This is a genomic window from Streptomyces sp. NPDC040410, from assembly GCF_055595715.1.
Genome location: NZ_JBVIVK010000002.1, coordinates 289,650 through 301,466, shown reverse-complemented (window position 1 = coordinate 301,466; position 11,817 = coordinate 289,650). Strand labels below are relative to the sequence as shown.

Annotated in this window: 14 protein-coding genes and 1 pseudogene; 1 reads left to right on the top strand and 14 read right to left on the bottom strand. The window is 67.3% G+C overall.

Going from position 1 to position 11,817, the window contains the following annotated elements; genetic code table 11:
- Window positions 1–57: 57 nt before the first annotated feature.
- The 11 genes from ACZ562_RS05360 to ACZ562_RS05310 all read right to left on the bottom strand — a co-directional run bounded on the left by ACZ562_RS05360 (window position 58) and on the right by ACZ562_RS05310 (window position 7,796).
- Window positions 58–1,437 carry an IS1380 family transposase gene (locus ACZ562_RS05360; protein ID WP_471174306.1) on the bottom strand — a complete coding sequence of 460 codons (1,380 nt, stop codon included), beginning with the start codon at window positions 1,435–1,437 and terminating at the stop codon, window positions 58–60.
- Between the two features lie 544 nt (window positions 1,438–1,981).
- A complete protein-coding gene (locus ACZ562_RS05355; protein WP_471174305.1) occupies window positions 1,982–2,344 on the bottom strand; it encodes a glutamate ligase domain-containing protein in 363 nt (120 codons plus the stop codon).
- Window positions 2,344–2,868, bottom strand: a complete 525-nt coding sequence (locus ACZ562_RS05350; RefSeq protein WP_471174304.1) for a C39 family peptidase — start codon at window positions 2,866–2,868, stop codon at window positions 2,344–2,346. The genes ACZ562_RS05355 and ACZ562_RS05350 overlap by 1 nt, the downstream gene beginning before the upstream one ends.
- A 37-nt stretch (window positions 2,869–2,905) precedes the next feature.
- Window positions 2,906–3,997 (bottom strand): D-alanine--D-alanine ligase family protein, encoded by a 1,092-nt coding sequence (locus ACZ562_RS05345; protein ID WP_471174303.1) that lies wholly within the window; start codon window positions 3,995–3,997, stop codon window positions 2,906–2,908.
- Window positions 3,994–4,794, bottom strand: a complete 801-nt coding sequence (gene dapF, locus ACZ562_RS05340; protein ID WP_471174302.1) for a diaminopimelate epimerase — start codon at window positions 4,792–4,794, stop codon at window positions 3,994–3,996. Before dapF ends, ACZ562_RS05345 begins: the two co-directional genes overlap by 4 nt.
- Before the next feature lie 59 nt (window positions 4,795–4,853).
- Complete coding sequence (locus tag ACZ562_RS05335) at window positions 4,854–5,042, bottom strand: hypothetical protein (RefSeq protein ID WP_471174301.1); 189 nt, start codon at window positions 5,040–5,042, stop codon at window positions 4,854–4,856.
- Between the two features lie 139 nt (window positions 5,043–5,181).
- Window positions 5,182–5,724, bottom strand: a complete 543-nt coding sequence (locus tag ACZ562_RS05330; protein WP_471174300.1) for an NUDIX hydrolase — start codon at window positions 5,722–5,724, stop codon at window positions 5,182–5,184.
- Window positions 5,721–6,107 carry a hypothetical protein gene (locus tag ACZ562_RS05325; protein ID WP_471174299.1) on the bottom strand — a complete coding sequence of 129 codons (387 nt, stop codon included), beginning with the start codon at window positions 6,105–6,107 and terminating at the stop codon, window positions 5,721–5,723. The genes ACZ562_RS05330 and ACZ562_RS05325 overlap by 4 nt, the downstream gene beginning before the upstream one ends.
- A gap of 95 nt (window positions 6,108–6,202) precedes the next feature.
- Window positions 6,203–7,048 (bottom strand): helix-turn-helix domain-containing protein, encoded by an 846-nt coding sequence (locus ACZ562_RS05320; protein ID WP_471174298.1) that lies wholly within the window; start codon window positions 7,046–7,048, stop codon window positions 6,203–6,205.
- Window positions 7,049–7,075: 27 nt separating this feature from the next.
- Window positions 7,076–7,588, bottom strand: coding sequence for a DUF6879 family protein (locus tag ACZ562_RS05315; RefSeq protein WP_471174297.1), 513 nt, complete (start codon window positions 7,586–7,588; stop codon window positions 7,076–7,078).
- Window positions 7,566–7,796: a hypothetical protein gene (locus ACZ562_RS05310; protein ID WP_443304782.1), complete on the bottom strand. Its 231-nt coding sequence runs from the start codon at window positions 7,794–7,796 to the stop codon at window positions 7,566–7,568. The genes ACZ562_RS05315 and ACZ562_RS05310 overlap by 23 nt, the downstream gene beginning before the upstream one ends.
- A gap of 353 nt (window positions 7,797–8,149) precedes the next feature.
- Between ACZ562_RS05310 and ACZ562_RS05305 the strand changes: the two are divergent.
- A pseudogene (locus ACZ562_RS05305) lies at window positions 8,150–8,840 on the top strand (SPDY domain-containing protein).
- A gap of 202 nt (window positions 8,841–9,042) precedes the next feature.
- Here ACZ562_RS05305 and ACZ562_RS05300 read toward each other — a convergent pair.
- The 3 genes from ACZ562_RS05300 to ACZ562_RS05290 all read right to left on the bottom strand — a co-directional run bounded on the left by ACZ562_RS05300 (window position 9,043) and on the right by ACZ562_RS05290 (window position 11,570).
- Complete coding sequence (locus ACZ562_RS05300; RefSeq protein WP_471174296.1) at window positions 9,043–9,438, bottom strand: hypothetical protein; 396 nt, start codon at window positions 9,436–9,438, stop codon at window positions 9,043–9,045.
- A 26-nt stretch (window positions 9,439–9,464) separates the two neighbouring features.
- On the bottom strand, window positions 9,465–11,039 hold the full coding sequence (locus ACZ562_RS05295) for a hypothetical protein (RefSeq protein WP_471174295.1): 1,575 nt from the start codon (window positions 11,037–11,039) through the stop codon (window positions 9,465–9,467).
- Window positions 11,040–11,279: 240 nt separating this feature from the next.
- Window positions 11,280–11,570 carry a hypothetical protein gene (locus tag ACZ562_RS05290; protein ID WP_471174294.1) on the bottom strand — a complete coding sequence of 97 codons (291 nt, stop codon included), beginning with the start codon at window positions 11,568–11,570 and terminating at the stop codon, window positions 11,280–11,282.
- Between the last annotated feature and the right edge of the window lie 247 nt (window positions 11,571–11,817).

Sequence of the window (11,817 nt, the reverse complement as noted above, 5' to 3'; positions counted from 1 at the left end):
ACGTTCGTGGGCACTACCGCCGCAATGGCTCGTACGTCCGCCCTCACACTCGACGCTCTAGCAGTCGGGGTTTGGCAAGAGCGCGAGCCGTTCGAGTGCGGCGGTGATCTCGCCGGTCCAGGGCCAGTGCTTGGTGAGGCGGAGGATCCTGCGGCGGCCGGTGGTGATGAGTTGGGCGGCCACGGAGAACAGGCGGAATCGCAGGCGGCGGGGTTCCCAGAGCCGTGCCTTGCCGGTGAGGGCAAGCATGGGCATCCAGGCCAGCAGGTCGAGAGCGATCTGGACGATCTCCAGCCAGACCTTGTTCTGTGCTGTTGTGTGCAGGGGCAGGTTGCGCAGGCCGGTGGCCCGGGCGGCCCGGATCCGGTCCTCGGCCCGGGCCCGCAGCCGGTGACGCAGCTCGAGGGCGGCGATCGGCCGGTCAGGGGTGTTGGTCGCGAAGCACGTGATCCGCATGCCGTCCGCGTCCGTGATCCGCAACTGAGCGCCAGGATGGGGCCGTTCCTTTCGGACGATCAGTCGCATGCCCTTGGGCCAGCCGTCCAGGAGCTTGCCGGTGAGCTCGGCGACCCAGGCCCCGTCACGGGCCTGACCATCGGTCTCGACGGCCGGGGTCCAGGCTGAGGCGGGGACCTTCAGCACGTGTTCGTGGATCGCTTCGGTGACCGTCATGCCGACCGAGTAGGACAGCCATCGTCCTCGCCTGGAGAGCCAGGACACGAAGTCGTGGGTGCCGCCCGCGGAGTCCGTGCGGATCAGAGTCTGCCGCCCTCGCCGGTAATGCTTCGGTAGTTGTGCCAGGGCGAGTTGGGCGGTGGTGATGTGGTCGGCTGCCGTGTTGGAGCCCGCATTTCCCGGACGGAGGAGGGCGGCGACGGGCTCACCGGTTCCGCCCGGTCCGTGGTCGACGAACGCCGTCAGCGGGTGATGGCCGTAGGTCTTCTTCCAGGTCGCAGCCGCGTCCTCCTTGTCGGAGTGGGCGATCACGAGGACTCCGTCGAGATCGATGATGACCTGGCCCTCGGCGTCCGGGGGGTTCTCGCCGGCCAACGACCAGACCCAGCTGCGGACTTCGGAGCGTGCGGACCGGATGGCTTGCAGGGCTTTGTCGCCGGAGGCGGCGAGGGTGCCGATCAGGCGGGAGATGGTCGGGTCGGAGGCGACCGGGCCGAAAACGGCCGGCTCACACCGCAGCATCGCGACGTCCGCGAGGCAGTCCCCGCCCAGTGCGACCGCCAGGGCGACGTCCAGGAGGGCCTTGCCGGGATCGTGGACGGCCCGCGGTTTGCTCCACGGAGCCAGGGCCTGGGACATGGCCTGGTCAAGACCGGTCTTGTGGACCGTTTCGACGAGCAGGACCGAACCGGCCTGGGAGACGACCTGGCGGCCGTTGTCCTGGACACGGACACGGGGATAGGACCCGATAGAGTGCTTCACCTGGGAAGTGCCTCCGGCGGTGGCAGAACAAGGACCTCGACAATCCTTATTCTTGCTGGTCAGAGGCACTTTCCGCTTTCCTGACCGCCTGCCGGACAGCCCACCTCGTGATAGCGCGAGGCTAGGGGGTCGAACACTTCCACTTCTGCCCGATATGTCGCCACGTCCCGTCTTCGAACTGCCGCGCCCGGCCTGCGACGCACTTCGGGGAACTCGGCGACGCACGTTCGTGGGTACTACCGCAGCAACGGCTCTTACGTTCGTCCACAGGTTCGTCGGTTCAGTGCTCCGATTGTCGCTGCTGGTGGAGGGGGTGGACTGTTACTCGTGCTCGTTGTGCTGGCGCTCCTGAGCGGCGGCGGAACGGGCGCAGGGGACACCCCCAGTAGGCAACCGACAGTGCACATGAGCTCTCACGATGGGACTACGCCGTGACAGGTTCCCCTGCGAGGCGTGGTCCTGCATGAATGTGCAGGACCACGCCTTCTGCGGCTGACCGACGCGGTGGGTCTGGCCGACTATTCCCTAGGGGCTCGCAGGCGGCTCACAGGCCCGTGACGGCCTGCCCGGTGAGCGCTTGGGCGATCTGCCAGAGTTGACCGCCGCGGGACGCCTTGACGAGTACGACGTCACCGGGGCGGAGGATGGATTCGAGGTAGGCGGCGGCGGTGGCGTTGTCGCCTACCAGCGCAATGTCGGGGACCCCTGCCGCGCCTGCGGAGAGGGCCAATTGCTTGGCGAGGTCTCCGCCGACTGCCACGAGGAGATCAACGCCATTCTGGGCTGCCATGCGCCCAACCTCGTGGTGGGCTGCGACGGCCTTGTCTCCGAGCTCCAGCATCTCTCCGAGTACGGCGATCCTCCGGCCGCCTGCGGCCTCGGTCGTGTCGCCGTCTGCCTCGGTCATCAAGACTCTCCGTTGTGAATGAGGGGCGCGAAGGTGATCGCGCGGCCTGTGTAGGAAGCGGACACGCGGCTGAGCGTCACGCGATGGTGTGTCTGACCCCAGGCCGACGGGTCTCGGAAGTGGACCGTTGGGTCGGGGCCGTCCTCGTAGCCGCGAAGGATGACGAGATGGCCGCCGGCGCGGCCGTCATCGGGGAACTGCTCGGTCACGGACACGATGAGCGGAGCGTCGTCGAGCCGTCTCGTCAGGTCCTCGACCGGGACGGGCTCGGCGGCCGAGGGGACTCCGAGGTCGGTCGCCAGGCTCGCGATCCCCGCGTGGAGTGCTCCGCGCGGGGTCAGAACCTCGTGCTTGACCGCGAGCTTCAGCAGTTCCGTGACCGTGGGTGCCTCGCGCCCGTAGGCGAGAAGGATCATTCTCAGCGAGGCCAGTCCGCACGCCCGGTTGGACCACTCGATCCTGTCCCCGGGCGCCCAACCGCCGTGCAGATCCCACTCGGCGGGGTCGATGAGCTGACGGCACATGGGGACATCGTGGACGCGCGGCACAGCGGCAGGGCTCCTACGGCGAGACGGCAGCCTCCCGAGTCAGTGTGGTGCTGGAGAACGCGGGAGTGGGCAGAGGAACATCGTATGGCGGGCGGGCTAGCGCCTCGTGCAGCATCGCCAACACGACATCCGTGTGCGTGAGTCCGACCATCGCCGCCCCCACGGCGAAGTTGCTGTCACGGGACATGCCCGGCGTGCTATTGACCTCCAGCACGTACGGCTCGCCGTCCTCGGTGAGGATGAAGTCGATACGCGCTGAACCGCGCAGCCCGAGCCCGTCCCACAGCGTCCGGGCATCCTCGGTGATCTTGTCCAGCACATCGGGGTCCAGTTCGGCAACGCGCACGCTGACCGTGCCCCTGGAGTCCACGTCGAGCTTCGTGTCGGCGTCGTAGAAGTCGGCTTCGGTGGCGTCGGTGGACAGCGGCGGGAAGGCGACGACCGAGCCGCCGGGCAGCTCCAGCAGCCCCACAGTCATCGGCGTGCCAGCCACGTACTCCTCGACGAGCACAGTCGTGCCCTCGCCGCCGCTCGCGTCCGCCAGAGCGCTGGGCAGATCTGCCGGATTGCGTACGAGGCTCATGCCCACGCTGGATCCCCCGAAGGGCGGCTTCACCATCACCGGGCGCCCGTTCCAGGTCATCGGGCCGCCGGACCAGACGTGCCAGCCGGGCGTAGGGACACCCAGCGTCAGCATCACCCGCTTGCAGAGAACCTTGTCGGCAGCCACCGCGGACGCCCCAACCCCACTGCCGCAATAGGGCACGCGCAGGTAGTCGAGCAGGCCCTGCAGTCGGCCGTCCTCTCCGTACGGGCCGTGCAGGTTGGAGAGGGCCACGTCGTATTCGACCAGTTCCATGATGAAGTCGGGCTCGCACGGATTCAGCACCTTCCAGCGGGCGCCGATCTCTTCCAGTGCCTCGGCCAGGGCGGTGACAGAGCGCTGTTCGACGGGGCATTTCGAGTGGTAGAGCCTGTCCTCGGTGGACACGGGCCCGTAGATGAGGGCGACGCCGAGGCTGTGGCGGCTCTGACCCCACTCTCGAAGCTCCTCGACGGCCTTCTGCACCGCAAGGCCCGAGCTGGGGTTGAGGAAGAGAGTCATGCGAGTACTCCTTCGAAGGTGGTGGTGACCGGGCCGCCGACCCAGTGAGTTCGGTTCGGTCGGGCGTCATGGGGCCGTACCGTGAGCGGCTCGCCGGCGCGGTTGTGGACGGTGACGGCACGTCGGGCCACGAGTCCGCGCATGGTGGCGACGACGACGGCTGCGACTGCCCCGCTTCCGCACGACAGCGTTTCCGCCTCGACGCCGCGTTCGTAGGTGCGGATCTTCAGCGCCTGGTCGCCGGCGGGCTCAACGAAGTTGACGTTCGTCCCCAGTGGGGCGAGGTCGGCGTGGTGGCGGACGAGGCGCCCGACCATGGCCGTGTCGATGGCGTCGACGTCGTCCACGATGGCTACGACGTGTTCGGTGCCGGTGTGGGCGCTGTCGAACCAGGTTGGCCTGCCGTTGATGACGACCTGTAAGCGTCGTGGGAGGACTTCACCCACCTCGGCTGTGACCCACACGGAGTCGTCGGACACGACTGCCTCATGCACCACGCCAGCCATGTGAAGACTCATCTGCTGGAAGCCGTGATCGTGGTGAGCGGCCCAGGCGGAGCACCGCAGGGCGTTGCCACACATGGTGGCGATCGAGCCGTCGGCGTTGAAGCAGGTGACTTCGAGGACGGCAGGTCGGTTGCTGACCAGCGTGCTGATGACGAGGCCGTCCGCACCTACACCGGTACGCCTGGCACACAGACGTTCCGCCTTCTTGGGCCACTCGTTGTCGCCGTCCGGGCCGAGGTCGGAGAGCAGGACGAAGTCGTTTCCGGCGCCATGGATCTTGCGAAAGTGCATGGCAAAGCTCCTCGCATGCTTGAGGTGAGGGTGACGATGGGGTGCCCGAACAGGGCAGGTCAGCGGAAGTCGATGGGCCGGTATGTGATCCGGGCTTCTCGCATGATCAAGGGCTTCCGCCCGGCAAAGATCAGTACGCGGTGGGCTGCGGTGCCGGCCGACCGTATGTCCCGGACTCGGCGGTACACGCCGTCGAGGTAGACGAAGTCACCGATGCGGACATCGCTCGGCGGCCGGGTGCTTCCCATGGTTCCGCGAGGCGGAGGCGGTATGGAGGGCGCCTCCTTGGTCCTGCGCTCGTACATCAGTCCCTCCAGATTCCGAGCAGGAGGGAGCCGCCGATTGCGATGAGGCTTACTACGTAGGCGAGTTGTTGGCTTCGGGGACTCATCGCGCTCCGATCAGGTGCTGCTCCACACGATCGCGGACTGAGGGAATGCCTATCTCGGTGAAGGGCACCCAGGCCGCTGCGCCCGTCTCGATCATCGAAGGGAGGACCGCGCCCGAATGGGCCCGGAAGAGGTAACGGATGCCGACCCGGAGACGGGGGCCGTACCTGTGCTGCCCCGGCCGGGTCACGTCCACCAGGAAGGGGCCCTCGGCGCCGGGCTGCGTCCATACGTCCCGGATCCCGACCTCCTCGGCCAGCAGGCGTAGAGCCGCCTCACTGAGGGAGTCGTCCACATCCTCCGGCTCCGCCTCCGCGAGGGCATAGCCGTCCCTGTGCCTCAGGCACAGGACGCGGTTGCCTTCGTCTACGACGACGGCTCCCGTGACCACCAGGGGGCAGCGCTGGCCGTGGGTGCAGGCTCGGCGCCGCGAGTGATCGCGGGCCGCGTCGTAGATCGGCAGCAGCGCCATCCTGTCGGCGGGATGCTCGTGGATGTAGTGGGAGAGCTCCCGGATGATCTGGTCGTCCCTGACGCTCACGGGGCATCCAGCCCGTTCCGCTCGGCGTAGATCCACAGCAGTCGCTGGGTCAGGAGGGCGACATCGCGGAGGTAGAGGTACGTCCCGAAGGTGGGCGTCTCGGCGGTCGGTCGGTTTGTGAGGTCGACCAGCCTGGTCCCCTCGCGGAGCAGTTGCCGCACCTCGCTGTCGTCGGCGGCGCCCAGATCCTCGCGGAGCAGCCGGTTCAGTTGACCAGCGGTCGTCGGCAACTGCCTGTCCATTTCCGCGCGGGTCGTAGTGTCCATTCGCAGGCCGAGGACGGCATTCGTTCGCGAGGAGATCGCCTCTACGTCGATGAGGGTGTCGTCGCCCTCAGTGTCCTCGGCCGTCTCGAATGTCTTGCCCGTACTTGCCACAGTCATCTCTGGCCCCTCCGGAGCACGCTTTCAGCTGTGCCTATAAAGCTAGGAAGGGAGTTGGATGGGGCTCCATGAGTGTGCCGAAACTTGCCGGGCGTTCACCCTAGAGATTCGATGGCGGCAGTGATGAGTTCACGCGCGGCGGGGCCGTAGACGGCAAGTTCGGCCAGTTCGCTGAACGTCTTGGCATACATGGCAAGTTCGTGCTTCTGGACGACAGTGAGGTGAGCCGAGATCAATTCGACGTTCACCAATTCGTCGTCGTAGAGGAAGAATCCCTCGACCGGCCAGAGGCCCGAACGGTCGGCGTCCTGGGGAATGATGCCGACGCTCACGGACGGGAGGGCCATGACGCTGAGCAGGTAGCCGAGTTGGCCCGCCATCACGTCCGTGCCACCGATGCGATACCGCAGAACGCTTTCTTCCAAGAGGATGGCGAACTTGTGGTTCCCGTAGACGACCTGCTGCTTCTCCACACGCACTTTGACGGCCGCCGGCACATCGTCGATGAGCCCACGGCGGTCGCGAATAGAGGTCAGAAGGGCGGTGATGTACGACGCCGTCTGCACCGGACCGGGGATGAGCCAGGGCGAGTAAATACGAAAGCGCTCGGTGCGCTCCCAGAGGGGAACCACGGACTCCTGAGCCCACTTGAGCCCATGGCGCTCCATCTTGCGCCACTCGACATACATGCCCTCAATTCCGCGGGCAGTCGAGACGAGGTCCTCTGCTTCACTCTCCGCGCCGCAGGCCGAACACCAATCACGAAGGTCGCGCTCCGAGGGGGCGCGGGCGCCGCTCTCGAAGCGCGAAGCCTTCGACTCATGCCAACCCAGCCCCTGGGCCAGTGCTCGCTTGGTGAGTCCGGCTGCTTTCCGGATTTCGGCGAGGCGTTGTCCGAGCGCCTTGCGGGCTTCCTGGACGCTCGAAGACGGCGATGTCATGTCGGTACGCGGGTGCCGTTCGAGCTATCAGGCCAGGTCGAACTGCGCGTGAGGTGTAGCCCGATTCCACACGGCCTCGAAGGCCGATTCGCACAGCTTCGCCACCTCCGGGTCTTCCGTGAGTTCGACCTCCATGTTCTCGCCCTCGCCGTCGAAGTGGTTGACGAGGACGAGGCTGGAGTCGAACAGCCAGAAGTCGTTGCCCGGCAGCGCGATGTCGGTCGCGTTGCGTCGCGAGAGCCACCGCACGCCTTCGCCGGCAGCGATGTTGAGGCCGTCCGTCACGTCGTACTCGAAGCGGATGTACTCGCTGACCGGCGTCGAAACGACGCGGGCGCGTCGGACCTCGACGCCTCGCGAGGTCGCCTCCGTGACGATGGCGTGCCAGTCGGCCCAGCGCTCGGCGGGATCGAGGACCACGCCGGCCTTCCAGTCGATGAAGGCCGGGTCCGCCTTCATGTAGGCGTCGCGCATCTCCAGGTGGACCGCGGTCCTCTGGCAGTTGCGGAACAGCTCCTCAAACGTCGGGGGCCTCGTCATCCTGCTTCACCTCCAAGAAGAACTGCACCATGCGACGGGGGATCTCCACCACCGACTCGTGCCCGGGGATGTCCATTTGCCCGAGGCGCTCTGCGTCCTCCACCTTCCACCCCTGCACGAGGTAGCTGTCCTTCTCCTCGTCGAGGTAGATGGTGGGCGAGCCGCCACTGGGACTCTCCGGGTCCTTGCCGAGCTTGCGCAGGGCCATGATGTCCTCCTCGGAAGCCGGTAACGATCTCTGTGCCAGAGCTTGCCCGCGTCCGAGCCATCAAGCCAGGAACTTGCCCAAACTTGCCAGGACTTCGGTCAGACACCCGAGCAGGGAGACCTGCTCGACGGCTCACGGGTGTGGATGCGGTCCGCGTCGTCGGATCACCAGTTCGCCGGAGGCAGACAGGGAAGATCCCCAAAGTACTGGTGCACTGCGAACAAGCATGTCAACGTGGACGACCTTCCAAACCCCCAGGTCAACGACCTTCATTGACCTGTCCCCGAGCCTACGGAGCTGCCCTGCAATCGCACCACCCCAGCAATCTCTTCCGCCCCGAACCGCCGAACCTGGTGTACTGGGTCACCCCGCGCCACTTGGCCGGCGATGACGACGCGCTCGCCGAGCGGATCGGCGACACCCTGGCAAGCCTCGGCTGGCGCATGTGGCCCACAGCCCGCCACACCCTGCTGTACATCAGCCCCAACGGGCTGTGCGGCGCCGAGTGGATCCTCGCGGCCTACCCATTCGAGCTGGGCGGCCTGCCGGTGGCCTGGCAGCTGAGCGCCCGCTCCCATGCCACGTCCGTGATGCCAGAGTGGAATGCGTACTTCACTACTGGCGTCCCGTACGAGGCACTCGCTGATCTCCTCGTGGCGATGGACGCCCGTGAGGAGCCCGATACCGGCCTCGCGGGGCCCGAGAAGGTCCTTGCCGCTCTCACCGCCAGGGGCTGGATCCGCGACGTGGACCGCCCCCGCACCACCGCCACGGACCCCGGATTCTCGGCCTCCGTCTCCCTGGAGATGCTGCCGCCGCTCATCGAGGACGCCGACCCGCGCCCTGACTTGGCGGGCTGGCAGGCGTGGGGGGGGGGAACCCGTCCTGGGCGCTCCGTATCTGTGGTGCGCCGCCTTCAGCGCCAGCGTCCCCCACGACCTGGTCGCCGCGTTCGCCTCCTCGCTCGCTTCACCGGACCCGGTGCCGCGCCACACCGTGCCCAAGAGCGCCGAGGGCCGACTCACCGTTGTCCGCCGTAACTGACGACGCCCAGAGGATCCGTCGGCGGGCAGCTTGTCGCTGATCCCCCCGATCGGAGGCACATTCTCGTGCCCGCCAGAAGACAGAACGGAGGTGCGCGTCCAAACCGCCCCCTCACAGGCAGAGGCAAACCCTCGGTTGCTCAGAAGCACGCCAGCAGGACGGCTGTCGGTTCGAACTGCGTCACCCTGGTGATGAAGCAGCCTCAAGATCCGGGTAGCAGGGCTGTGACGGTGGACTGGACGAGCTGGGCTGCGGCGAGGACGCCGGGGATGCCTCCGCATCGTTCGACGAGGTTCTGCAGCATGTAGCGCAGAGTGCCGGGGTCCTGATCGGGTTCTTCGAGCCTCGGGGCGATCATGTCGAGGTCGCGCAGGGCGCCGTCCACCTCGGGGTATTGGCTGCGCAGTTCTTCCAGGCGCCGTCGCAGGTCGTCGATGCTGTCGCGGGCCTCTTCGACGGCTTCGTTGGTGATGTTGTTGGTCTGGGTGGCGTTCTGGGAAAACGGCGCGGCCTGGGCGGGGCCGGTCATGTTGCCGGTGTTGATGATGCCGAAGTTGGGGCCGTTCGGTACTGGGTCGGGCTGGCGGCGGGTGCGCATGCGGGGGCTCCTGGCGGGCTCTTGGGTCAGTTCGTCATGGAGGGGTTGACGGAGAACGGCGTGGCCTGCACGGCGCCGGTCATGGTGCCGCCGTTCATGACGCCGAAGTTGTAGATGGCGGTGGACTGTTGCCGGTAGGCGGCGATGTCGACGTTGTGGTCGCGCAGGAAGATTTCGGTGGAGTCGAAGACCCGGCGTTGCATCATCTGCACGTAGTAGCGGGCGTCATCGTGCATGTGCATGTCCTCCAACCAGCGGAGGCTGTAGACCTCGCGGAGACTGACCGGCCCGCTGCCCGGGTCGAGCTCGGGGCGCTTGCGGGCCTTGCGGCGTATGAGCCGGTCGAGTCCGACGTAGACGTCGCCGAGGGCGTTGAACGCGGTGCGGCCCAACCATTTCAGGCTGCGCGGATCTGCGGGCGCGAGCCCGGCGACCTTCGGGTTGAGCGGGCCCATGATGTGTGGGCGGACGGTGACGCGCAGGAAGCCGCCCTGGTAGGCGAAGTGGACGAGTATGGCGGCGACGAGGTCGCCGTTCCAGGCGGTGACCCGCGCCCAGATGTAGCGGCGGGCGACCTCCTCGGCGGGCTTGTCGCCGATGTTGTCCAAGGCGAGGGTGTGCAGGCTGCGCCAGGCGTCGTCGTCGATCTGCTCCCAGCGCTCGTGGTGGATGCCGGCGATCCCGATGACCTCTACGCGCAGTTTCGGATGATCACGGTGATGGGAGGGCGCCGGATCGTGCAGGCGGCGCGCGATGTGGGCGTGCAGCTGAGCAGCCGTGAAGTGCTTCAGCGGCTTTCGGGCCACCGGTTTGTTGTGCTTCGCCAGCGCGTCCAGGACGGCCTTGGCTACCTCGGCCATGTCGGGCTGAGCTGGCTTTTGTGCCGGTGAGCCGAGGCCCGGAAGCGGTACTGCGCTGTCGTCTTCGGCGTCCTGGCCCTCGGGGGCTGGCTCAACGTCGATGCCGATGACGGCCTCGTGCCACGCTTGAAGCCCCGCCCCGAGGAACCGGTGCCGATCGCCGTTTGCGCGACGTTCGTGGAGGTACGGCAGGGCGTGAGCCTGCACTGCGGTCGAAGGCGCGTGGAGTTCTCCGGCCAGCAGGGCGTTGAGCCGCAGCTGGGCCAGGTAGCGCTCGGCCAGGTAGACGCCCCACAACCCGGCCAGCAGGACGAGGATGGCCCAGCCGGCAGTCAAGGCGCCGGCGATGGCCTGCCAGACAACGACCGCGACCGCGGCCACGACAGCCACTCGGCGTCTTCGCATGTGCTGGATGGCACGATCGCACGCGTGCACCACCGGCTCCTGATGGAAGCCGTAGACAGGTATTGGCCGCGCCGACTTCTTGATCCGACGGCGCACCCAGACCGCGTAGTCCTCACCCAGCACCACCTCTGGCGGCTTCGGCTCCGACGAACCGGCAGCCTTCTCGGCCTCCTTGGCCGGGAAGAGCCATCTCAGACGCTTCCGCACGGCGGCCTTCAGGTTCTTCCACAGCTGCGCCAGTAAGTCACGGAGCACGGCCAGCCAGTCCGTACGGGCGAAGGCGACCGCGCTCAACCGGCGAGTGACGCCCTCGGTGTAGGCCCCGTGCCTGATCATCTCCCCGGCATTGGCCGCCGTCCCCAAGGGCACTGCGGGTGCCGAGAACACCGACTGGTGCTCCGCGTATGACAAGTTCCCACCCCCGTGTCTCCTGGCGGCCGGCCACGACGATCAGCGGCGGACGCAGAGGGGCATCGTCCTCGGGTACAGGAAGCACCGCCATACCGCAAACCCGCACAAGCTGCGCACGGAGGCGCCAGGGTCGAACATTGACCGAAAGGCGCCTCCGCAGCGGTGTTACCTGCGGTGTCCCTGCGGTGCGCCGCCTTGACCGGGAAGCCGAGCGGCGCCGAGGGACGAGGCCGGTGTGCTGTGGAGCGTGGGCCGAGCGGAAGGTGTTTCGACCGCGTCGGCGGGCAGGTCGGCGATGTTGCGCAGACGCCAGACGAGGGCGCCGCTGGCCGACCCCGCAGTGTCCAGTTCGCGGTGGGCGACGGCTTCGGTCAGCAGCTCCCGGGGGTTGTGGCCGGCGTGGTAGGCGTGGGTGTCTGTGGCGGCCAAGGCGGGCCAGCCCGGTTCGTTCCCCACCGCCTCGGCGATCTCGGGTGCGCTGGAACGCGGAGGACGGAGGCGGCCCACTCGCGTACGGGCTGGACCAGGCGCAGGCCCTGGGCGTGCGCTCGATCTGTTCTCTCAGGAAACGCGCCGCAGCTCCTGTTCGGAACGGCCGTGGTGTTCCGATTCGGAACGGCCGTGGTGTTCCGATTCGGAACGGGTTTGGTGTTCCGATTCGGAACGGGTTTGGTGTTCCGAGGCGGAACGGGTTTGGTGTTCC